Genomic DNA, 22,087 nt, shown 5'->3' on the forward strand with positions numbered 1-22,087 from the left:
TTTGTGATAAAGGAACGTGTCTGGCTTTGACAGGACGGATTGCTTCGCTGCGCTCGCAATGACAGCAGCGGGCGCCTACGCCTCCCTCCTACTGCTGGCCGCCCTGGCTTTCGCCGGCTTTGGTGTCGTCGTTGCGGATGCTGCGACGCTGCTTGGGCGGTGCATTTTCAATTTTGCCGAAGCGGTAGCCGAACGCCAGGCGGATGCCGCGCAGGGCGATGTAGTTGTGCTGCTCCAGGTTGAAGACGGGCGTGGTGACGTAAGAGTTCAGGTCGCGCCGGGCGGTGATGAAGTTGTCGGCGTTGAGGGTCAGGTCGCCCTTCTCTTTCAGAATGGTTTTCTTGATGCCCATGGAATAGTAGTTCCATGCAGAAGAGCGGCCCTGCAGCTGCACGCGCGACGAGCTGATGCCGCCGTAGAACTGCGCACTCAGGGTTTTGGTGAATTTGTAGGTTGAATTCAGGTTGAAGTTGTACATCAGGCCCTCGTTGGTGGTATTGAGGAAGCCGGAGCGCAGCACCACGTAATTGAATGAGGTGGAGCCGCTGATTTCCCACTTGGTGGTGGGCTTGAAGGAGCCGAACACGCTGGCGCCGTAGGTGCGGTTGCGGGCCACGTTGGCGAAGGTGGTCACGGTAGTATCGAGGCGCTGGGTGCGCACGGTTTCGATGGCGTTGTTGGTCTGGCGCGTGAAGAGCGAGAAGTTGAGCACCGAGCCTTTCACGAAGGTGCTGTAATTCAGCTCGTAGCTGTCGGTGAATTCGGGGTCGAGCTCGGGGTTGCCGCGGCTCACGTTGAATTTATCGACGCGGTTTTCGTAGGGGTTCAGGTAGTAGATGTTGGGGCGTTGGATGCGGCGGCTGTAGGCCAGGCGGATGCTGCTGCCCGGCTTGCGGGTGTAGTTGATGCTGGCGTTGGGCAGTAGGCTGGTGTAGCCGCTGGTGAAGCGGGTGATGTCGTTCTGCTGGAAGCGGCCCACGATGTCGGTGCGCTCCAGGCGGGTGCCCACGCGCGAGTTCAGCTTTTTGCCCAGCGGGAAGCCGTAGGTGGCGTAGGCGGCGGCCACGTTCTGGTCGTAGTCGAACACGTTGGAGCGACGCGCATCCACTACAAACGGCGCGTCCACGCCAGTGGCGGTCTGAATCTGGTAGTCGCTCAGCACCCGGCGCAGAATGGCCTTGCCGCCCACTTCCACGCTGCGCTTGTCGCCGATGGGGTGCGTGTAATCGGTCTGGAGCGTGGTTTCGAGGTTGCGCGAGAGGTTGTCGCTGCTCTCGCGGTAGTTAGGCAGGCCGGTGGCCGTGTACTGGTTTTCGAATTGATTGAGCGCGTAGGGCTGCAGGTTGCGGTTGCGCGAGTGCTGGGCCAGCAGGCTCCACTCGCGGCGGGGCTGGCCCTCGAAGGTGCGCGTGTAGGTGCCGTTCAGGTCGTAGCTCGACGAGTTGTAGTTATTCTCCGTGGCGCGGGTGAAGAGCTGGCTGGCGGTGGGGCCGCTGAACACGCGCAGGTCGTTGGTTTGCTGGCTCTCGCTCTGGTTGCGGTTCAGGCTGCCGCTAAAGCCCACGGTGAGGCTGTGGTTTTTGGCCGGGTCGTAGTCGAGACTCATGCGGCCGTAGGCGCCGCCGCCCAGGTTGTCGCCGCTGCCGTTCTGGTTTAGCCGCGAGATGACATTATCGGCCGAGCCGCCGAAGTTGGTGCGTTCCGAGGTGCTGGCGCTGGGGCTGTAGTAGAGGTAGCTGCTGAGGTTGGTGTTCACGCCCACTTTGCCGCGGCGCACGTTGAGGCTGCCCCCGGCGTTGGAGCTGCGGTTGCCGGCGGCGGCGTTCACGCTGCCATTTACGCCCTGCAGGTTGTTCTTTTTCAGAATGATGTTCACAATGCCGGCCGTGCCTTCGCCGTCGTACTTGGCGCCCGGCGTGGTGATGACTTCCACGGAGGCAATCTGGTCGGCGGGCAGCTGCTTGAGGGCGTCGGCCAGGTTGCCGGCCAGGATGCTGCTGGGCTTGTTGTTGATGAGCACCCGAATGTTGGAGGAGCCGCGCAGCTGCACGTTGCCGTCGAGGTCCACGTTCAGCAGCGGCACTTTGCGCAGCACATCGGCGGCTACGCCGCCCTTGTTGGTCAGGTCGCGGTCGGCGTTGTACACAATGCGGTCAGGCTTCACCTCGATGGTTTCCTTTTCGCCGGTCACGGTCACGTCGCCGAGCTGCTGGGCGCTGGCCGTGAGGCTGAGCGGGCCCAGGTCGGTGGTGCCACTGGTCACGGTCACGTCGCGCGTCAGGGCCGCGTAGCCCAGGAAGCTGAGCTGCAGGCGGTAGCTGCCCGGGGCCAGCCCGCGCAGGCTAAACTTCCCTTTTTCATCGGCCACGGTGCCGTCGATGGGCGTGTCGCCGGTGGTGGGCAGCAGGGCCACGGTGGCAAACTCCACGGGCTTTTTGGTGGCGCCGTCGAGCACGGTGCCGTTGAGGCGGCCGGTGCCTTTGGGCGCCTCGGGCAGCACCAGCGGCTTGGGCGCGGCGGGTTTGGCGGCGGGAGTGGCGGTGGCCGGCGCGGTCGCGGGCGTTTGGGCGTAGGCAGAGCTAGCGCAGGTCGCCAGTAGCGACAAGCCGAGTAAGGTGTGTTTCATCAGCAGAAAGAAGGTGTGGCGAAAGATGTGGAAAGCAGGAAAGCGTTGCGCCGGCTACAAAAGTACCAGCCAAGCCAGAGGTATATCGCACTATCAATCGTTTTATTACACTACTCACTAAAAAAGACGCACTTACAAAACTAATTTCTTAGTTTGAAGAAAAGGAAAGCACTTTTTGCACGCTCATGCACCGCAGCTTTCCCACATGATACCCAAGAAAATAGCCGCTCCCAAAGGAGCGGCTATTCTGGTTTTACTCACTTATAATGAAGGCTGCATCACACTACTTTGCCGCCAGCTTCTGCGCGATTTCGGCGGTGTGGCGGCCCTGGAAGCGGGCGCCTTCCAACTCGTTTTCGCTGGGCTGGCGCTCGCCCTGGCCGCCGGCCACGGTGCTGGCGCCGTAGGGCGTGCCGCCGGTTACTTCCTCGTGGCCCATCTGGCCCTGCCAAGCGTAGGGCAGGCCCACAATCACGAAACCGTGGTGCAACAGCACGGTGTGGAAGCTGCGCAGCGTGGTTTCCTGGCCGCCGTGCTGGGTGGCGGTGCTCACGAAGGCGCCGCCCACTTTGCCCACCAGTGCGCCCTTGGCCCAGAGGCCGCCGGTGCTGTCCATGAAAGCCTGCATCTGGCCGCAGAGGTTGCCGTAGCGCGTGGGCGTACCGAACAGGATGGCGTCGTATTCTGTGAGCTCCTGCGGGGTGGCCACGGGCACATGGGCAAAGGCCTGCTGGGCGCCGGTGGCCCCGGTCTGGTCCAGCACTTCTTTGGGCAGCGTTTCGGGCACGCGCTTCACCACTACTTCGTTGCCGGCTATCTGGCGGGCGCCTTCGGCAATGGCTTCGGCCAGTTTCCAGACGTGGCCATAGGTAGAATAAAACAGCACAAGGGTCTTCATGAAAAAGGGGTTAAGGTGGTTGAAAAAGGTTAGAACGAGGTAAGGGCGGGGCTTGCCCCGCACGGGCGTTGAACGAAATTATTGAGGCAGCGCAGGCGGCCGGACGGGGGCAGGCCCCGTCCCTACATCGTTCAACCTCAACTCCGAAACTGTTGCCAGGGTTGTTGCGTGAGAAATAAATATCTTCGAAGATGGATTGGTGGGTCGCCTTATTTCCGTGGATGCTGCAGCAGGTTTTTCACCGGCTTGCAACCCTTTGGCAGCGGGGTGCATCTCCCTTGCAACACGCCCCCTGCGGGGCCGGCTTTCCCTGGCTCGACTCGCCTTTCCATGCTGCAGAAAATGACCTTCTCTACTACCTTCTCCCCCGCCGGCACGGGTTACCGGCTGCCGGCATGAGCGCCGCGACCTGGTTTGCGTTCGGTGCCGACGATGTGCTGCCCGACCAGCCCGCCACGCCCGTGGCGCCGCGCCTCACCGCCAGCCGCCACTCGGCCGTGACCAGCCCGCCCACCGAAGCCGAGCTGATTGACGGCTGCCTGCGCGGCCGCCAGCTCGCCCAGAAACTGCTCTACGACAAGTACGCCGGCAAAATGATGGCCGTGTGCCTGCGCTACGCCCAAACCACTTTTGAGGCCGAAGACGTATTGCAGGAGGGTTTCCTCACCGTGTTTCGCACGCTGGGCAGCTTCCGCCGCGAGTGCCCGCTGGAGTTCTGGATTCGCCGCATCATGATTAATGCCGCTCTGCGCCAGCACCGCCGCAACGCCTCGCTGGTGGCGGTGAGCGACGGCGAATACCCCGAAACACTGGCCAGCGAAGAGTTCACGCTCAGCAACTACAATTTCCAGGAGCTGCTGGCCATGGTGCAGGAGCTCGCGCCGCGCTACCGCATGGTTTTCAACCTCTACGCCATTGAGGGCTACACCCACAAGGAAATCGGCGAATTATTGGGCATCACCGAGGGTACCAGCAAGTCGCAGTATTCCCGGGGCCGCGTTATCTTACAAACTAAACTGGAACGCCTCGGCAATCCAACCCGCCATGTCAGCTAATCCTATCGACGATAACACTACGCCTAAAACCACCGGCAGCCTCGAGGACCTGTTTCGCCACCACCTGGGCGAGGAGGCCGCCGTGCCGCCGCGCCCCATGCTGTGGGACCAGATTGACAATTCGCTGCTGATTCGGCAGAACGAAATCTACCGCAAGCGGCTCGTGGCTACCCGTTGGGTGGCGGCGGCCAGCCTGTTTCTGGCCTCGCTGGCCGGCACCGGCTGGTGGGCCCAGCACGACGGTGCCTTCCGGGGCGCCGAAGTAGCTACGGTGACGGCCCCAGCCGCTTCGCGCAATGGCCAGTTGGGCAGCTCGGCGGCCACTTCGGCCGGCCGGGTCTTTTCTGATAACGGTAGCTTAAACGGTGCAGCAACTCAGGCCCCCGCCACCACACTGGCCGGCACCGCAGCCGGCACTGCTGGCTCTGATGCAGCTTCCGAAAACGGCCTGAATGGCCGCGCCAGCAACACTGCGCCTACTTACGCCGCCAACACCGCGCCCACCGGCACTGGCTTCGGCGCGGCCTCGGTGCGTGGCGGCTTTGAGCGCGATGCCCGCGCCGAAGCTGGCCGGAACAGCACCACGCCAGGCGCAACGCCTGATGCTACTGCTGCTCAGAATGCTAGCCGCAGCGCCATCGTCGCGCAAGGCGGCGCGCAGTCTGCCGCTGGTACCGTTGGCATCAATGGCGCCACGGAGGCCGGCTTGGTTGCCGCCGGTACCGCACCGGCTGGTGTTACTTCGGTGGATGGCATCACTGGTTCGGACGCAGCAGCTACCAGCGCGGGCGCCGCAACGGAAGTAGCCGGCGCAACTTCGGCTTCGGCCGGTTTGGCGCAGGCGTCGGCCGGACCGCAGCAGGTGGGTTTCCTCGCCGCCCGTCCGGCTACGCTCAGCCTGACCAACGGCGCGGCGCTGCCCAACGGCTTGGCCACGGTAGCCCTGCCCGAGCCTACGCTGGCCGCCGAGCTTAGTAAGTGGAACTATGGCGTGAGCTACGCGGCTTCGGTTTTCAATCCGAATGTGAACTTCTCGCGGGCGGGTATCGAGCCCGAATACGGCTACAACCCCGCCCTGGGCCCCGACTCGCCGAAGCTGACCGAAGCCGCCGCCGCCCAGTACCGTGAGCATCTGCGCCCCGGCCTGAGCCAGCGCCTGGCGCTGCTGGCTACGCGCCACCTCAAGGGCCATTGGTCGGCAAGCACGGGCTTGGAATTCAGCCAGTCCACTGCTCAATCGGCTTCTACCGCGTCTTTCGTGGGCGAGCAACTCTACGACCTCGGCTCCTTCACCAACGGCCAGATGCGGACCACCAACTTCCGCTACCGCATGGGCAGCGTGCCCTTGCAAGTGAGCTATTCCAACCCCGTGAAACGCGGCTGGAGCCTCTACGGCCGCCTCGGCGGCGTGGTGAGCGCCCTGCTCGGCGCCCGCAGCGACGTGGAAGGTGAGCCGGAAGCTACCAAAACGTACTCTGTCCTCTCGGCCGGGCCCTACCGGCGGGTGCTGGGCAGCGTGCGCGGCGCGGCTGGCGCGCAGTTCCGCCCGACCACGGCGGGTTGGGCCCTCACTCTCGGCCCGGTGGCTGAGCTGGGCTTGACGCCGATGAATGCCCATCCGGCGCAGAGCTATCTGGCCCAGAGCCGCCCGTATAGCTTCGGCCTGGAGGCGGGGATGGAATTCGGGCGGTAGGGTTTCAGGATAAAGCATCAAACAGAACGTCATGCTGAGCGCAGTCGAAGCATCTCTACTGCAGTAGTAAGTCCAATCAAAAGGAATACTATTAAGGTAGAGATGCTTCGACTGCGCTCAGCATGACGTTCTGTTTGATGCTCACTTCCAACTGACTTTTCCCAATTCCCGCGAAACCCTATTTCCTCGGTTATGGTTAAGGTAGGCTGACCAATTCGGCCTACCTTTCGCGTTGCATGGAGTACCAACTGACCTCTGAATTTAAGCCGACCGGCGACCAGCCCACCGCCATTGCCAAGCTCGTGGAGGGCGTCAACAACGGCGAGCCGGCCCAGGTGCTGCTGGGCGCCACCGGCACCGGCAAAACCTTCACCATGGCCAACGTCATTGCCCAAACCGGCAAGCCGGCCCTGGTGCTGTGCCACAACAAGACGCTGGCCGCCCAGCTCTACGGCGAGTTCAAGGCCTTTTTCCCGAACAACGCCGTCGAGTACTACATCAGCTACTACGACTATTACCAGCCGGAAGCCTACATCGCCAGCACCGACGTTTTCATCGAGAAAGACCTAGCCATCAACCAGGAAATCGAGAAGCTGCGGCTGCACACCACCTCCACCCTGCTCTCGGGCCGGCGCGATGTCATTGTCATTGCCTCGGTGTCGTGCATCTACGGCATTGGCAACCCCGAGGAATTTGCCAAAAACGTCATTTTCCTCAAGCCGGGCATGCGCTACACGCGCAATAACCTGCTCTATCAGTTCGTGCAGATTCTGTATTCGCGCACCGAGGTGGAATTTACGCGGGGCTCGTTTCGAGTGAAGGGCGACACGGTGGATGTGTTTCCGGCCTATGCCGACTACGCCATTCGCGTCTACTTCTTTGGCGATGAAATCGAGTCTGTCCACAAGATTGACCCGGTGAGCGGCAAGAAGCTGAGCGACGAAGCCCACGGTATTGCCCTCTATCCAGCCAACCTGTTCGTGACTGGTAAGGAGACGCTGAATTCGGCCATCAAGCAGATTCAGGACGACATGGTGCACCAGCACGCCTACTTCGAGAAGGAAGGCCGCGACGCCGAAGCCAAGCGCATCATGGAGCGCACCGAGTTCGATTTGGAGATGATTCGGGAGCTGGGCTACTGCTCGGGCATCGAGAACTACTCGCGCTACTTCGACGGCCGTTCGCCAGGTTCGCGCCCGTTCTGCCTGCTCGATTATTTCCCCGATGACTACCTGCTGGTGGTGGACGAAAGCCACGCCACTATGCCCCAAATCCGGGCCATGTGGGGCGGCGACCGCAGCCGCAAAACCGCCCTGATTGAGTACGGCTTCCGTCTGCCCTCGGCGCTGGACAACCGGCCGCTGACCTTCAACGAGTTCGAAAGCATGTACCGGCAGGCGGTGTTCGTATCGGCCACGCCTTCTGACTACGAGCTGGCTCAGGCCGACGGCGTGGTGGTGGAGCAGATTATTCGCCCCACCGGCCTGCTCGACCCCGAAATCGACATCCGGCCTAGCCTCAACCAGGTTGACGACCTGCTGGACGAGGTGGACAACCGCGTGAAAATGGGCGACCGGGTGCTCGTCACCACCCTCACCAAGCGCATGGCCGAGGAACTGAGCAAGTACATGGACCGTCTCGGCATTAAGGTGGAATACGTGCACTCCGACGTGAAAACGCTCGACCGCGTGGAAATCCTGCGCAAGCTGCGGCTGGGCGAAATCGATGTGCTCATCGGTGTGAACCTGCTGCGCGAAGGCCTCGACCTGCCCGAGGTGAGCCTGGTGGCCATTCTCGATGCCGACAAGGAAGGCTTCCTGCGCGACCAGCGCAGCCTGATTCAGACCATGGGCCGCGCCGCCAGAAACGACCGCGGCAAGGTGATTATGTACGCCGACCGCATGACCGGCTCGATGCAACGGGCCATTGACGAGACGAACCGGCGCCGCGCCACTCAGCTGGCCTACAACCAGGAGCACGGCATCACGCCGCGCACCGTGCGCAAGAGCCACGCCGAAATCATGGGCCAGACCGACCTGGCCGACTACCGCGTGCTCGACACCCAGGCCTACGCCGGCCCCGACGATGGCGGCGCCGCCCTGGCCCTGGCCGCCGAGCCCGTGGTGGCCATGATGACCCGACCGGAGCTCGAAAAGCTCATCAAAACCACCGAGAAGCAGATGGAAGCCGCCGCCAAGGACCTCGACTTCCTCACGGCCGCCAAGCTGCGCGACGAGCTGGCCGCGCTGAAAACCATGCTGAAGGGCAAGCGGGACTAGTATCGTTTGCCAGGGCGGCAGTAGATTTAGCCAGGGAAAGCGCGAGCCGCTTTCCCTGGCTTTTTTATTTTTCCTGCCCTATGCACATGACCTTTATTTCCTTTCAGCCGGCTGCGCGGCACTCACTACGCCGGATTTTTGTCCTATTCGGCCTGGTGGCCGGGCTGAGTTTGACGGCGCACGCGCAAACGGCTCCGCCCAGGGCTTATGAATTCATGACCATGAGCACCTTTGAGTCACAGGCCAAAGCGCTGTCGCACATCCTGCTGGCTCCGCCTTTCCAAGGCAAGGCGGATATTCAGCTGGAAGACTTTGGCGGCTTCTCAACCAGCAAAAACCTCGACAAATACCAGCGCAATGCCTTGCTCGTGACCCAGCAGCTGGAGGCCCTGACCGCGGCGGGCTGGGAACTTGTCCACGTTTATCCGGTTTCGGAAGTGGGCGTGCTCACCACGCGCTACCTGTTTCGCAAAGCCAAATGAGTACCGGGCCAGGCACCCGTCTGTGCGCGCCAAGCATCTGTCGGCCACTACGTTTCACCTCATTATCTGCAGCCATGAAAGTCCTTTCTTATTTGCTGGCCGTCGCGGCTACCGTCGCCATTTGTTCCTGCACGGCCCAGGCCCAGGTGAAGCAGCCCCGCCAGGTGGGCAGCTTTCAGGCCGTGGAGTCCAGCGGCGGTATTGACGTGGTGCTCACGCAGGGCGTCGGCACCTCGGTGGTAGTGGAGGCTTCCGACGAGGCCCAGACCCACCTTGTGACCAAAGTAGAGGGCGGCACCCTGAAAATTGGCTGGGAATCGGGCTTTTCCTGGAAAAACCTGCTCAGCAACAATCGCAAAGCCAACGTGTACATCACTTGCCCACGCCTCACGGGCCTCAGCCTGAGCGGCGGCGCCGATGCGAAAGGCCAGTCCACCTTCACCGCCGATGCCTTCCGAATTCAAGCCAGCGGCGGCTCCGATGTGAAGCTGAGCCTGTCGGCCAAAACCCTCACCTGCTCCGCCTCGGGCGGAAGCGACGTCGACCTGAGCGGCCGCGTGGAGCGGCAGACCGTGGACATCAGCGGGGGCTCCGACTACAACGCATTCGACCTGCGCAGCACCACCGCCACCGTGCGCGCCAGCGGTGGCTCCGACGCAAACCTGACTGTGGATGGCGAGCTGTCGGCCGACGCGGGGGGTGGCTCCGATGTGCATTACAAGGGCGCCGCCCGCGTCACCAATGCTTCGCATTCCGGCGGCAGCAGCGTGCGCCGCGTGCAATAAAGCGGCAGCTAATGTCCGTTAATGCCCTATATTTGGGCTTGTAAGCGCCCTTCATATTCTAAAAATCTAAAGCCCAAACCTGACCGGTTTGGGCTTTTTTTGTACCAATCACTCGGCACAAATCTGCTACTCACAAGTGTCTTCAAGGCTGCTTGTACAGCACGCCGCCTTTCATCACCAGCTGCACCTGGCGCACTGCGGCTACGTCCTGCGTGGGGTCGCCGGCCACGGCCACCAGGTCGGCTAGCAGGCCGGGGCGGATGCTGCCGCGGTCGGCGAGGTGGAAGATTTGGGCGTTGCCGCTGGTGGCCTGGCGCAACACTTGTAGCGGCGTGAGGCCGTAGTCACGCACCAGCAACTCCATTTCGCGGGCGTTGTCGCCGTGGGCAAATACGCCCACATCGCCGCCCAGCGCCAGTGTCACACCCGCTTTCAGGGCGGCCTGCATGCTGAGGTGCTTTTGCTGCAGGCGCGGCGGCAGGGGGCCCTGGCCATTATGCCAGCCTTTGTACTGGGCGATGGCATCGCTGGCGGCCACCGTGGGGCACAGGGCCACCCCGCGTTTTTTCATCAGCTGGAATACTTCCAGCGTGCCTTCGTCGCCGTGCTCGATGGTTTCGACGCCGGCCAGCACGGCGCGGCGCATGCCCTCCGGCGTGCTGGCGTGGGCCACCACGCCCCGCCCCGCCGAGCGGGCCGTTTGCACAATCAAGGTCAGCTCTTCGAGCGAAAAGGTGGGCTGGGGGCTGGCACTGGGGCCCCAGCGGTAGTCGGCGTACACCTTCACCACGTCGGCGCCTTTGCCCATCTGCTCGCGCACGGCCCGAATGATGCCGTCCACCCCATCGGCTTCCTGGGCGCCTTGGGGCACGTCCTCGTCCACCGATAGCTTGGGGCCGTAACTGCCCGTGGCCACCAGTGCCCGGGTGGCCACCAGCAGGCGCGGGCCGGGAATAATGCCCTTATCAATGGCCTGCTTGAGGCCCACATCGGCGTAGGCAGCGCCCTCGGTGCCCAGGTCGCGAGCGGTGGTGAAGCCGGCCAGCAGCGTGCGCTGGGCGTGCACGGTGGCGCGGGCCACGCGCAGGGCCTGCGATTCGAGCAGCACCTGGTCGTTCCAAGGCGTTTCGTTGTAGGGATGCAGCAGCAGGTGCGAGTGGCCTTCAATCAGGCCCGGCAGCAGGGTGAGGCCGGGCAGGTCGAGGGTGCGGGCGCCGGCCGGCGGGCTGATTTGCGCAGCCGGCTCCGCTGCCGTAATCCGGTCGTTTTCGACCAGCACGGCCCAACCAGCGTGCAACTCCTGCCCGTCGAACACGGCCGCGGGCCGCAGTAGCATGGCCCCGGCCGCCGCCGGTTGTGCGGCAGGCTGGGCCTGCGCGTGCCAGGTCATGCAGGCCAGCAGTAGCGCTGAGCTCCACCGCCGCGCCCGCGCTGCAATAGCCAGCCGGCCCCATCCTTTATATGACACCCCAGACAATTGCATAGCACCGAGAGAAGAAAACGGCATCACCCGATGCCCGTCAGGGTAGCGAAGCTACAGCCTGACCTCAATGCGAAGCCATCTGCCACGGGCCTAATGCAGAAGCGCCCCCAACCTATACTGGCTGGGGGCGCTGGTAACTGGTGGGAGTGAACGGTGGAATAAATCTTTATTTGAGGCGACGCAAGCTGCGGCGGGCCTCCCGGTGGGCGGTTTTCATGTAGGCCTTCAGTTCCTGCTTGCGGCCTACTTTGATGGGCTGGGGCGAGGCCAGCCGGAGGGTGGTGTCGGGCGAGTCGGGCTGCACCGACACGGTTTCGTCGGCAAAGCCGGCGTAGCTCACCGTGAGCTTCACGGGGGCGTTGGTGGCCGGCAGCAGCAGGCTGAATTCGCCGTTGGAGTTGCTCACAGCCATTTCCTTGGTGCCCACCACCGATATCACCGCGCCGGGCAGGGCGCCGTCGGGGTTCACCACGCGGCCGATGAAGGTGTGGGTAGTGCCGTCTTCGCGCGGGCTGCCGGCCGGGCGGGGCGTGTAAGCCGAGCTGCTGGCGTAAACCGCTTGTGCCTGAGCACCGAAGGAGTTGCAAAACAAAGCACTAGTAACTAAAACGGCCAGAAGGAACGAAGAGCGCATAAGCAAGCGGGGAAAGGCGTGAAGGCTACCGTTGTTGAACGATATAAATTTAACCTTGCACCTATCTCATTTTCCTACTGCGCTGGCTGAATGCACTGACTGACCCGGCCAACGGTGGCTTTTGGCCCGGCAACGGAAATTAGACGGCCCTAAAATTTTGCTTTACCAACAACCAGTTGTTCATAGCCGGGAAAACCCCGATTTATGGCGCTAAACAGGCCCAATTTCCTGCCTCTTCTGGCAGCGTTACTTCCGCTTGAGCGCCGCCGCCACGGCCTGGTTGAGCAATGGCTCCATCACGCGGTAGCCGGCCAGGTTGGGGTGTACGCCGTCTTCGCCGTAAGATTTTTTCAGACCGTGCTGCTCGTCGGTGAGGGCGGTATGCATGTCGTAGTACACGCAGTTGTGCTGGTCGGCGTAGGCTTTGATGAGCTTGTTTAAGGCGATGATTTTCGGGGCCGGGTTCAGGCCCTTGCGCCACCAGAAATCGGTGCTGGGCGCCACCGAGCCCAGCACCACCCGGATGTGGTGGACCTGGGCCAGTTCCACCATGCTCATGAGGTTGTTCATGGTGGTCTGCGGGTTGTAGGGGCCGTTGTTTTCGGCCACGTCGTTGGTGCCCACCAGAATGACCACCACGGCCGGCTTCAGGTCGATAACGTCGGGGCGGAAGCGCACCAGCGTCTGGCCCGTGGCCTGGCCGCTGATGCCGCGCCCGATGTAGGCATAAGGCTTGCCCGCAAAAAAGGCCGAATCTTCTTTCACCCAACCTTCGGTGATGGAATTGCCGATGATGACCACGCGGGCCGGGCCGGCACCGGGCGCGGGCAGGCGCTGGTTGGCGGCGGCGTAGCGCTGCAGGTTGGCCCAGTCGTTGCGCAGCTGGTAATCCTGCCGCTGGTGCTCGGCGTCGGCGGCGGCGGGCCTGGGGGCGGGCGGCGCTGGTGGGGTTTGCGGTATTTGGGCGAGGGCCGGACGTCCGGCGGCGGCCAGCAGCAAGAGGCAAAACAAGTGTTTAAGAAATTTCATAGCATTTCTGAAAGCCAGGCGTCGAGCAGTGGCAGCATACCGCCGCCCGGCTTATTTACTTGTTAGGAGAAATAGTGGGCCTGAAAACTCAGGGCATTGCAACGCTGTTGCGGCGTATGCGCGGCCGAAAGGTCGCAAACGTTTGGGGTAATACACCTGGCCCGCCCACTACCCTGCTTCCATCCCAAAAAAACAAAACCAACGTTTAAGCGCATTCCAGGCCGTGTTGCGGCACCCAGCCGGCCGCTTGGTTGGCGGCATCCTAACGGCTAGTGCACGGGCTCGTGGCTGCCGGATGCGCGTACCACAAGTTTCCATTGTTCCGGACGCTTCGGCGTTCGGGGCCGAAAACATCGGGCTACCCTTGCGGCTTGGTTATACTCACGCTTCAAAGCAGTATCTTCCCTTACTTTTCGGCTGCAAAATCGTTTTTCTTTTTCCATTCAGTTCCCTTCTATTTCGGTGAAAACAGCGTCCGGCTTTTCGGAATTAGAGTACCTGCGGCGGCTCAAGCTGAGCGACGAGCGGGCCTTTGATGCGCTGTTCCGTCACTACAGCGCGTTGGTCTACCGGTTTGCCTACAGCTACCTGAAGTCGCGCCCCGTGGCCGAGGAAATCGTGCAGGAGTGCTTCATCAAAATCTGGGAAAAGCGCGAGCAGGTGCGCGACGACCAGCCCCTGAAAAGTTACCTTTTCACCATTGCGCACCACGCCGTGCTCAACGAGCTGCGCCGCGACCAGCACCACCTGCGCCTGCAAGGACAGGTAGCCGCCGGCCGCCCCGAGAGCGTGACGAACGAGGCCGAATACGAGGAAATGGAAAACCTCTACCAGGCCGCCCTGGAGCAGCTGCCACCCAAGCAGCGCGAGGTGTTCGTGCTGAGCCGGCAGCAGGGCCTCACCTACCCCGAAATAGCCGAAATGCAGGGTCTGTCGGTTAAAACCGTGGAGGCGCACATCGCCCGCGCCCTCAAAACCATGCGCAGCTACTTGCGCCTGCATGGCGGCGGCATCCTGGGCATGCTGCTGGCCTGGATGCTAGAAAAGCATTAGGAAGAAAGGTTGGGGCTCATATGAACGACGTAGGGGCGGGGCTTGCCCCCGCCCGGCTGTTCGCGCCATTTCAACGGTTCCGTGCAACGTCCGGGCGGGGGCAAGCCCTACCGGGTACGACCCCGCCCCTACGTCGTGCTGACAGGCCAACGAAAAAAATATTTACAAGTCGTGTAGGGGGAAAGGCAGGGCACGGTGTATTACCGCAAACGTTTGGGATTTTCCGCAATCGTTGCCAACCAAATACCAGCGGCTTCAACGCCTTTTATCGTCGGCCGCAACGGGCCTAGTCGCCTGTTTTACCCGCCCTCTATGCCAACAGCTATTACACAAACTTCTTTCACGGCTTACGTGCAGGGCACAGCCAGCGCCACCGAGGCCGAGGCCGTGCGCCATTGGCTGGGCCAGCCCGAAAACCAACCCCAAGCCCAGCAATGGATGCACGAGCACTGGGAAACGCTGGCCGCGGCCAACGACGAAATCAGCCTAGCCGACGAACCCGACTACGAGCAAATGCTGACGCGCCTGCACGTGCAGATGCTGATGAGCGAAACAAATGAGCCGCGGGCCGAGCCGACGGTGGCCCCCATGTGGCGCCGCTGGGCGGCCGCCGCGGCGGTGGCCGGCACGCTGCTAGCCGGCGGTGGCTGGCTGTACTCGCACCGCGCCGCCGCGCCGCAGGAATACGCCACGGCCTACGGCCAGACCAGCACCCTGCAGTTGCCCGACGGCAGCAGCGTGACCCTGAACGGGCATTCCACGCTGCGCTACCCCACGGCCTGGGTGCCCGGCAAGCCCCGCGAGGTGTGGCTCGATGGCGAAGCCTACTTCGCGGTGCAGCACCAGGCCGACAACCAGCGCTTTGTGGTGCACACGTTGGGCGGGTTTAGCGTGGAAGTGCTGGGCACCAAGTTCACGGTGGTGCAGCGGCGCACGCAGGGCCGGGTGGTGCTGCTCTCGGGCAAGGTGCGGGTGAGCTTCGACGACAAGCGCCAGCCCGACGTGGTGCTGGCGCCCGGCGACCTGGTGGACACCCGCGAAACCGCCCCGGCCAAGCTGGAGGTGACGGCCCGCCGCAACGTGCCCACGGCCCCCTACGCCTCCTGGAAAGACAACATGCTGGTGCTCGACGGCACCACCATCGCCGAGCTGGCCAACCGCCTCGAAGACACTTATGGCCTGCAGGTCATCGTGGCCACGCCGGAGCTGAACGAGCGCAAAGTTACGGGCACCGTGCCCGTGCAGGACCTCGACGTGCTGCTGCAGTCGCTGGAAGAAACTTTTCACATCCGGGCCGTGCGGCAGGGCAACCGCCTGACGCTGACCGAACAGAACTAACCTTTTTTCATTTTTTCCCACCCAATCATGAACAAAACCCTTACCCACCTGGGTTTGCTGGCCTTCCGGCCCGCGTGTTTGGTTGCCGGCGTCACAGCGCTTCAGCTGCTTGCCTCGCCGGCCCACGCCCAACTTCTCGCGGTGAACTCGGTGCGTCAGAACACGCCCTCCGACACGCCGGCTAATACGAAAACGGTGTTGCTCAAGTCGCTGCTCAAGCAGTGGGAAAGCGAGTACCACGCCACCATCTTCTACGAAAGCAAGCTGGTGGACAACAAGCGCGTATCGGCCCAGGCCGGCGACGGCTCGCTGGCCGACAAGCTGGCGGCGGTGCTGCCGCAGGTGGCGCTGCAGTACAAAGAGCTGCGCGTGAACTACTTCGTGATTACCGGGGCCCCGGCCGCCGCTGGCGTGTCCGCGCCCACGGCAGGTGCCACGACCCGCGCGGTGCAGGACATCCCCGTGTCGGGCCGCGTGACCAGCGGCACCGGCGAGCCGCTGCCCGGCGTGACGGTGCTGGTGAAAGGCACCAGCATTGGCACGGCGACGGACACCAACGGCAACTTTTCGCTGAGCGTACCCGAGGGCAGCACACTGGTGTTCAGCTCGGTGGGCTTTGCCCGGCAGGAAATCCCCGTAGGTAGCACTACGACTTTCAACATCCAGCTGAAGGACGATGCGCAGTCGCTGAAGGAAGTGGTGGTGGTGGGCTACGGCACCCAGAGCCGCCAGGAGCTGACCACGGCGGTGTCGTCGGTGGGGGCGGCGGCCATTGCGCGCCAGCCGGTGGCGGGTTTCGACCAGGCCTTGCAGGGCCAGGCGCCCGGCGTGCAGGTGACGGCCCCCAGCGGCGCGCCCGGCGCGGGCATCAACATCCGCATTCGCGGCAATGCCACGCTGAGCCTCAACGCTTCGCCGCTGTACGTGATTGACGGCATCCCGATTTTGCCCGATTACCAGCAGGAACTCACCAGCAACAACCAGCGCCTGAACCCGCTCAACACCCTGAATCCGAATGACATCGAGAGCATCGACGTGCTGAAGGACGGGGCCGCGGCGGCCATTTACGGCCTGCGCGCCGCCAACGGCGTGGTGGTGGTGACTACCAAAAAGGGCCGGGCCGGCCAGGCCCAGGTGGGCCTGAGCGTGTACTACGGCCGCCAGTACCTGCGCAAGAAGCTGGATGTGCTGAACGCCCGGCAGTTTGCCGAGGAATACAACGCCATCCGGACCAATGCCGGGCAGGCGCCCGGCTTCCCGGACCTGAATAACCTGCCGCCTTACAACACCGATTGGCAGGACGAGATTTTCCGGCCGGCCGATATGCAGAGCTACCAGCTGAACGTGAGCGGCGGCTCGGACAAGACGCGCTACTATGTGGCCGGCGGTTATTTCAAGCAGGACGGCATCAACATCAACTCGGGCTTCGACCGTTACAACTTCAAGATTAACCTCGACCAGCGCGTGACCGACCGGTTCCGGCTGGGTACCAACCTGAACCTGAGCCGCAGCCACACCAACGGCTCGGTGCGTTCGGAATCGGCGCTGGGCAACTCGGGTACGGTGCTGGGGGCGCTAACGCAGATTCCGACCGTGCCGGTGCGCAACGCCGACAACACCTACGGCACCAACCCCTTCACGCTAAGCGACAACCCGGTGGGCAACCTACTGGAAACCAGCAACCAAGCCATTGTGTACCAAAGCCTGGGCAATGTGTACGGCGAGTTTGACATTCTCAAAAGCCTGACCTTCAAGACCTCGCTGGGCTTGGATTTCCGCACCCAGACGGAAAACACGTTCTATAGCCGCAACTACCCCGGCACCTCGTCGTCGCCGACGGAAACCCGCGGCTCGGCCAACACGGCCACTAACCAGCAGGTTATCTGGCTGCTGGAAAACACGCTGACGTATAACAAAACCCTCGGCGACCGGCACAACTTCACGGTGCTCGGCGGCCAGTCGATGCAGGCTTCGGACCGGTTCACGTCGGGCGCCGGCACGAGGGGCTTCGCCTCCAACGCCGTGCCCTACCTGAACGGCGGCGCTACGGCGTCGGGCATTCCCGGTAGCTACGCCGACCAATGGTCGCTGCTGAGCTACTTCGGCCGCGTCAACTACAACTACGACGAGCGGTATTTGGCCATGGTGAGCTTCCGGGCCGATGCCAGCAGCCGCTTCAGCGGGGCCAACCGCTTCGGCTACTTCCCGGCCGTGAGTTTGGGCTGGCGCGTGTCGAAGGAAAGCTTCTTCCCGCAGGGCGGCCTGGTGTCGGACCTGAAGCTGCGCGCCAGCTACGGCGCCAACGGCAACCAGGAAATCTACACCTACCAGCGCTTCTCGCGCTACTCGGTGGGCAACAACTACCAGGGCACGGGCTCGGCCATTCTGGGCGGCATTACCCAGAGCGACATCGGCAACGACGTGCGCTGGGAAACCACCCGGCAGCTCAACGGCGGCATCGACTTTGGTATGTTCAACGGCCGCCTCACCCTCACCCTGGATGCCTACGACAAGCGCACCACCGACCTGCTGCTGGGCGTGACGCTGCCGCAGAGCACCGGCGCCGGCAACCTGAACGTGATTCAGAACGTGGGCAGCATTCAGAACCGGGGCCTGGAATTGGGCTTGGTGACGACCAACGTGCAGGGCAACGACGGGGGCTTTAGCTGGACGACGAACTTCAACATCACCGGCAACCGCAACAAGGTGCTCGAACTGGGCACCCTGCCCAACGAGAAGGGCGAGCAGGTGCCGCGCACCTTCATCGGCGGCTACAGCATTCAGCAGGCCGGCCAGCCGCTGGGCGTGTTCTACGGCTACCGGGCGCTGGGCATTGTGCAGTCGGACGCCGAAGGCGCGGCCCTGCCCAAGCAAAACAGCATTGCTCCCAAGGCCGGCGACCTGCGCTTTGAGGACGTGAACGGCGACAAAATCATCAACGACCAGGACCGGGTTATCATTGGCAACCCCAATCCTAAGGCATTTGCTGGTGTCACCAACAACTTCACCTTCAAAGGCCTCGAGTTGAGCGTATTCTTCCAGAGCAGCTTCGGCAACGACATCTACAACCAGAACCGGACCATCACCGAAGGCCAGACCACCGCGCTCAACCAGAGCACGGCCGTGCTGAACCGCTGGACGCCTACAAACACCAACACCAACATTCCGCGCGCCGTGGCCAACGACCCGGCCGGCAACAACCGCGTGTCGACCCGCTTCATCGAGGACGGCTCCTACGTGCGCCTCAAGAACCTGACCCTGGCCTACACCATTCCCGCCGACATTTCCAAGCGTGCGGCCATCAAGAGCCTGCGCATCTACGGCACAGCCCAAAACCTGGTGACCTGGACCAAATACTCGGGCTACGACCCGGAGGTGAGCGCCGACCCGTTCTCGACCACCGGTTTCGGCCGCGATTTTGGGGTATACCCGCAGTCGCGCACCTACACCGTGGGGCTCAACGCCACTTTCTAAGCCGCTTTACTCGCTAGAATTCCCATGAAAAAGCTATATATCCTCCCGCTTTGTGCCCTGACGCTGCTGGCCGGCTGCGACTTTCTGAAGAAAGAGCCCCTCACCAGCATCACGCCCAATAACTTCTTCACTTCGGCCGACGACGCCGAATCGAGCCTCACGGCCGTGTACGACGCCCTGCAGAACACCGGCGCCTACGGCCAGGACCTGATTGTGATGGGCGAAGCGCCTTCTGACAACGTGACCAGCACCAACGGCGACGTGGCCGCCCTGCAAAACATTGCCTGGACGCCCACGACCGGCCAGGTGGGCAGCGTGTTCCGGCAGGCCTATATCGGCGTGAACCGGGCCAACATCGTCATCAAGTACGTGCCCAACGTGGTGATGGACACCGCCCGCCGCAGCCAGATTGTGGGCGAGGCCCGCTTCATCCGGGCGCTGAACTACTTCAACCTGGTGCGGGCTTTCGGCGGGGTGCCGCTGCGCCTGCTGCCCACCGAAAGCAGCCAGCCCTCGGAAACCAACCTGCCCCGCGCTTCGGCCGATGCCGTGTACGACCAGGTGGTGAGCGACCTGCAAATTGCCGCCACACGCATGCCCGCCAGCAACAACAACCGCGCGGGCCGCAACGCCGCCAGCGCCCTGCTGGCCCGTGTGCAGCTCACGCGCCGCAACTGGGCCGCCGCGCAGGCCGCCGCCCAAACGGTGATTGCCCGCAACGTGCCCTTGAACAACTCCTTCAAGTCGCTATTCCCGGCCGAGAACAAGGGCGCCGAGTCGCTCTTCGAAATCCAATACTCCGGCACGGCCGACGGCGGCAACATCCTGCCCGACCTGCTGCTGCCCCTGCCCTACGCCACGTACTCGTTTCCGAAATTCAACGTGCCCAGCGCCGAGCTCATCGCCTTTGCTGACACCGTGAACGACCGCCGCTGGGCCTTCAACGGCGTGCTGTTCAACAGCGCGGGCCGCCTGATTGGTCGCGACCACGTGAGCTACCTCGACGCCAAAAACCCGCAAACCAGCGGTGCCAACGCCAACGACCGGGGCCCCTTCGTATTCAAGTGGACCAGCATCGGCAACGGCTTCAACTCCGTCGACAACAACTACGTGCTGCGCATGGCCGAAGTGTACCTGGCCTACGCCGAAGCCGCCAACGAGCAAACCGGCCCCAATCAGGACGTGCTCAACAAGCTGAACGTGGTGCGCCAGCGCGCCGGCCTCACGGCCCTCACCCTATCCTCGGCCCAGGCCGCGACCAAAACCACGCTGCGCGCCGAAATTGACCGCCAGCGCCGCCTGGAAATGGCTTTTGAAGGCGAGCGGTGGTGGGATTTGGTACGCTACGCCCGCCACACCCTGGCCGATGGCTCGGCCACGCACACCATCACGGCCCTCGACATCATCTCGCGCCGCCGCCAGGGCGGGGCCCGCGACGTGAACTTCCTGCTCTTCCCCATTCCCCTGGCCGAGCTCAACACCAACCCCCAGGCCCAGCAAAACCCGGGGTTCTAGCCAAGCTGTCGTTTCGGGGTGGAGGGTGGAAAAAATGGTGGGAACAGTGTTTCCGGTTTTCTGCTCCGGAGCGACATGCTAGGGCGCTATTGATTTGATGAGGAAAGAACCGTCATGCTGAGCGCAGCCGAAGAATGACGGTTTAAATCCCAAGCAGCAGGGCTGGTTTCGGTTCGAGGGCTCATCCGGCGTTTGCCGGCTCCTGAATCCAGACCAGCCCTTTTTGCTACTTCCCCCGATGCCTCTTTCTCTTTCCATGCCAATGCCATCTGTTTCTGTTCGTTGCTGGGGGCTGAGTGCCCTGTTCGCCCTCGCGGTACTACCAGGTTATGGCCAGCAGCGCAGCACCAAAGTCAAAACCAAAACGACGACCAAAACCAGTGCCCCCGCCCGCATCGACAGCTGGGTGACCACGCCCGACCAGTCGCAGCTGCTACAAATGCAGCCGGCGGGCCTGGCCTTCGGGGCCGGCGCGGCCACGGGCGCGGTGATTGAGGTGGACGACAGCCAGACCTACCAGACAATGGACGGCTTCGGCTACTGCCTCACCGGGGGGAGCGCCCAGCTGCTGCACGCCATGAGCCCGGCCAAGCGTGCCGAGCTGCTGCGCGAGCTGTTTGGCACCGGCGAAAAGGCCATCGGCATCAGCTACTTGCGCCTGAGCATCGGGGCTTCGGACCTCGATGCGCAGGTGTTCAGCTACGACGACCTGCCCGCCGGCCAGACCGACCCCACGCTGGCCAGGTTCAGCCTGGCGCCCGACGAGCAGCACCTCATTCCGGTGCTGAAGGAAATTCTGGCCATCAACCCCGCCATCAAGCTCCTGGGTTCGCCCTGGAGCCCGCCGGCCTGGATGAAAACCAACGAAGCCACCAAAGGCGGCTCGCTCAAGCCGGAATACTACGCGGCGTATGCGCAGTATTTCGTGAAATACCTGCAGGGGATGAAGGCCCAGGGCATTCGCCTCGACGCCATCACGGTGCAGAACGAGCCGCTGCACCCCGGCAACAACCCCAGCCTGCTGATGCTGGCCGAGCAGCAGGCCGAGTTCATCGGCAAGCACCTGGGGCCGGCCTTCAAGGCGGCCAAGCTCGATACCAAAATCATTTGCTACGACCACAACGCCGACAAGCCCGAGTACCCGCTCACGGTGCTCGGCAACGCCGAGGCCAACCCCTACGTGGATGGCTCGGCCTTTCACCTCTACGGCGGCCCCATTGAGGCCCTGAGCAAGGTGCACGACGCCTACCCCACCAAAAACCTCTACTTCACGGAGCAGTGGGTGGGCTCGCGCACCAAGTTTGAAGGCAACCTGGGCTGGCACACCAAGAACATGTTCATCGGGGCGCCGCGCAACTGGGCCCGCACTGTGCTGGAGTGGAACTTGGCCGCCGACCCCGAGCAGAAACCCTACACGCCCGGCGGCTGCAACCAGTGCCTGGGCGCCATCACCTTGGCCGGCGACGTGGTGACGCGCAACGTGGCCTACTACACGGTGGCTCAGAGCAGCAAGTTTGTGCGGCCCGGCGCCGTGCGCGTGGGCTCGACCAGCGCGGGCGTGCTGCCCAACGTGGCCTACCGCACCCCCACCGGCGGCCACGTGCTGCTGGTGTTCAACGACCAAGCTACGCCCCAAACCTTCAGCCTGCGCCACCAGGGCCGGACGGCCGCCGCCACTTTGCCCGCGGGCGCAGTGGCCACTTACGTGTGGTAATATCTTTAAAATCAGTCATTCAGTCACCT

The 22,087-nt window shown here is 63.1% G+C and carries 15 protein-coding genes; 10 read left to right on the top strand and 5 right to left on the bottom strand.

Annotated features, from left to right (window positions below; translation table 11 throughout):
* Positions 1 to 88: 88 nt before the first annotated feature.
* Positions 89 to 2,626, bottom strand: coding sequence for a TonB-dependent receptor (locus tag Q5H92_RS03875; protein ID WP_305010169.1), 2,538 nt, complete (start codon positions 2,624 to 2,626; stop codon positions 89 to 91).
* Between the two features lie 283 nt (positions 2,627 to 2,909).
* Positions 2,910 to 3,524 (bottom strand): NAD(P)H:quinone oxidoreductase, encoded by a 615-nt coding sequence (wrbA, locus tag Q5H92_RS03880; RefSeq protein ID WP_305010170.1) that lies wholly within the window; start codon positions 3,522 to 3,524, stop codon positions 2,910 to 2,912.
* 395 nt (positions 3,525 to 3,919) lie between these two features.
* Between wrbA and Q5H92_RS03885 the strand changes: the two genes are divergently transcribed.
* From Q5H92_RS03885 to Q5H92_RS03905, 5 genes are all read left to right on the top strand, one after another.
* Positions 3,920 to 4,579: an RNA polymerase sigma factor gene (locus Q5H92_RS03885; protein ID WP_305010171.1), complete on the top strand. Its 660-nt coding sequence runs from the start codon at positions 3,920 to 3,922 to the stop codon at positions 4,577 to 4,579.
* A complete protein-coding gene (locus Q5H92_RS03890; RefSeq protein WP_305010172.1) occupies positions 4,569 to 6,272 on the top strand; it encodes a TrbL/VirB6 family protein in 1,704 nt (567 codons plus the stop codon). The genes Q5H92_RS03885 and Q5H92_RS03890 overlap by 11 nt, the downstream gene beginning before the upstream one ends.
* A 236-nt stretch (positions 6,273 to 6,508) precedes the next feature.
* Positions 6,509 to 8,551, top strand: a complete 2,043-nt coding sequence (gene uvrB / locus Q5H92_RS03895) for an excinuclease ABC subunit UvrB (RefSeq protein ID WP_305010173.1) — start codon at positions 6,509 to 6,511, stop codon at positions 8,549 to 8,551.
* Positions 8,552 to 8,637: 86 nt separating this feature from the next.
* Positions 8,638 to 9,033, top strand: coding sequence for an RNA-binding protein (locus Q5H92_RS03900; RefSeq protein WP_305010174.1), 396 nt, complete (start codon positions 8,638 to 8,640; stop codon positions 9,031 to 9,033).
* 74 nt (positions 9,034 to 9,107) lie between these two features.
* Positions 9,108 to 9,818, top strand: coding sequence for a head GIN domain-containing protein (locus Q5H92_RS03905; protein ID WP_305010175.1), 711 nt, complete (start codon positions 9,108 to 9,110; stop codon positions 9,816 to 9,818).
* 142 nt (positions 9,819 to 9,960) lie between these two features.
* On the opposite strand, the gene Q5H92_RS03910 is transcribed toward Q5H92_RS03905, so the two are convergent.
* The 3 genes from Q5H92_RS03910 to Q5H92_RS03920 form a co-directional block, all read right to left on the bottom strand.
* Positions 9,961 to 11,208: a metal-dependent hydrolase family protein gene (locus Q5H92_RS03910; protein ID WP_305010176.1), complete on the bottom strand. Its 1,248-nt coding sequence runs from the start codon at positions 11,206 to 11,208 to the stop codon at positions 9,961 to 9,963.
* Positions 11,209 to 11,467: 259 nt separating this feature from the next.
* Positions 11,468 to 11,935 (bottom strand): carboxypeptidase regulatory-like domain-containing protein, encoded by a 468-nt coding sequence (locus Q5H92_RS03915; protein ID WP_305010177.1) that lies wholly within the window; start codon positions 11,933 to 11,935, stop codon positions 11,468 to 11,470.
* A 246-nt stretch (positions 11,936 to 12,181) separates the two neighbouring features.
* Positions 12,182 to 12,964, bottom strand: a complete 783-nt coding sequence (locus tag Q5H92_RS03920) for a GDSL-type esterase/lipase family protein (protein ID WP_305010178.1) — start codon at positions 12,962 to 12,964, stop codon at positions 12,182 to 12,184.
* A gap of 462 nt (positions 12,965 to 13,426) precedes the next feature.
* Between Q5H92_RS03920 and Q5H92_RS03925 the strand changes: the two genes are divergently transcribed.
* The 5 genes from Q5H92_RS03925 to Q5H92_RS03945 all read left to right on the top strand — a co-directional run bounded on the left by Q5H92_RS03925 (position 13,427) and on the right by Q5H92_RS03945 (position 22,058).
* On the top strand, positions 13,427 to 14,017 hold the full coding sequence (locus Q5H92_RS03925; protein WP_305010179.1) for an RNA polymerase sigma-70 factor: 591 nt from the start codon (positions 13,427 to 13,429) through the stop codon (positions 14,015 to 14,017).
* A gap of 312 nt (positions 14,018 to 14,329) precedes the next feature.
* Entirely contained in the window at positions 14,330 to 15,355 is a 1,026-nt protein-coding gene (locus Q5H92_RS03930; RefSeq protein WP_305010180.1) for a FecR family protein, read from the top strand.
* A 27-nt stretch (positions 15,356 to 15,382) separates the two neighbouring features.
* Positions 15,383 to 18,829 (top strand): SusC/RagA family TonB-linked outer membrane protein, encoded by a 3,447-nt coding sequence (locus Q5H92_RS03935; RefSeq protein WP_305010181.1) that lies wholly within the window; start codon positions 15,383 to 15,385, stop codon positions 18,827 to 18,829.
* 24 nt (positions 18,830 to 18,853) lie between these two features.
* Positions 18,854 to 20,344: a RagB/SusD family nutrient uptake outer membrane protein gene (locus Q5H92_RS03940; RefSeq protein WP_305010182.1), complete on the top strand. Its 1,491-nt coding sequence runs from the start codon at positions 18,854 to 18,856 to the stop codon at positions 20,342 to 20,344.
* A gap of 262 nt (positions 20,345 to 20,606) precedes the next feature.
* A complete protein-coding gene (locus Q5H92_RS03945; RefSeq protein ID WP_305010183.1) occupies positions 20,607 to 22,058 on the top strand; it encodes a glycoside hydrolase family 30 protein in 1,452 nt (483 codons plus the stop codon).
* Positions 22,059 to 22,087: the final 29 nt, after the last annotated feature.

This window comes from Hymenobacter mellowenesis (assembly GCF_030581005.1).
In the GTDB taxonomy this organism is placed as follows: Bacteria; Bacteroidota; Bacteroidia; order Cytophagales; family Hymenobacteraceae; genus Hymenobacter; species Hymenobacter mellowenesis.

What these genes read in the sequence shown, in the direction of transcription:
- Q5H92_RS03875 (WP_305010169.1), bottom strand. Translation starts at nt 2,626, where the DNA reads ATGAAACACACCTTACTCGGCTTGTCGCTACTGGCGACCTGCGCTAGC.
- wrbA (WP_305010170.1), bottom strand. Translation starts at nt 3,524, where the DNA reads ATGAAGACCCTTGTGCTGTTTTATTCTACCTATGGCCACGTCTGGAAA.
- Q5H92_RS03885 (WP_305010171.1), top strand. Translation starts at nt 3,920, where the DNA reads ATGAGCGCCGCGACCTGGTTTGCGTTCGGTGCCGACGATGTGCTGCCC.
- Q5H92_RS03890 (WP_305010172.1), top strand. Translation starts at nt 4,569, where the DNA reads ATGTCAGCTAATCCTATCGACGATAACACTACGCCTAAAACCACCGGC.
- uvrB (WP_305010173.1), top strand. Translation starts at nt 6,509, where the DNA reads ATGGAGTACCAACTGACCTCTGAATTTAAGCCGACCGGCGACCAGCCC.
- Q5H92_RS03900 (WP_305010174.1), top strand. Translation starts at nt 8,638, where the DNA reads ATGACCTTTATTTCCTTTCAGCCGGCTGCGCGGCACTCACTACGCCGG.
- Q5H92_RS03905 (WP_305010175.1), top strand. Translation starts at nt 9,108, where the DNA reads ATGAAAGTCCTTTCTTATTTGCTGGCCGTCGCGGCTACCGTCGCCATT.
- Q5H92_RS03910 (WP_305010176.1), bottom strand. Translation starts at nt 11,208, where the DNA reads ATGACCTGGCACGCGCAGGCCCAGCCTGCCGCACAACCGGCGGCGGCC.
- Q5H92_RS03915 (WP_305010177.1), bottom strand. Translation starts at nt 11,935, where the DNA reads ATGCGCTCTTCGTTCCTTCTGGCCGTTTTAGTTACTAGTGCTTTGTTT.
- Q5H92_RS03920 (WP_305010178.1), bottom strand. Translation starts at nt 12,964, where the DNA reads ATGAAATTTCTTAAACACTTGTTTTGCCTCTTGCTGCTGGCCGCCGCC.
- Q5H92_RS03930 (WP_305010180.1), top strand. Translation starts at nt 14,330, where the DNA reads ATGCCAACAGCTATTACACAAACTTCTTTCACGGCTTACGTGCAGGGC.
- Q5H92_RS03935 (WP_305010181.1), top strand. Translation starts at nt 15,383, where the DNA reads ATGAACAAAACCCTTACCCACCTGGGTTTGCTGGCCTTCCGGCCCGCG.
- Q5H92_RS03940 (WP_305010182.1), top strand. Translation starts at nt 18,854, where the DNA reads ATGAAAAAGCTATATATCCTCCCGCTTTGTGCCCTGACGCTGCTGGCC.
- Q5H92_RS03945 (WP_305010183.1), top strand. Translation starts at nt 20,607, where the DNA reads ATGCCATCTGTTTCTGTTCGTTGCTGGGGGCTGAGTGCCCTGTTCGCC.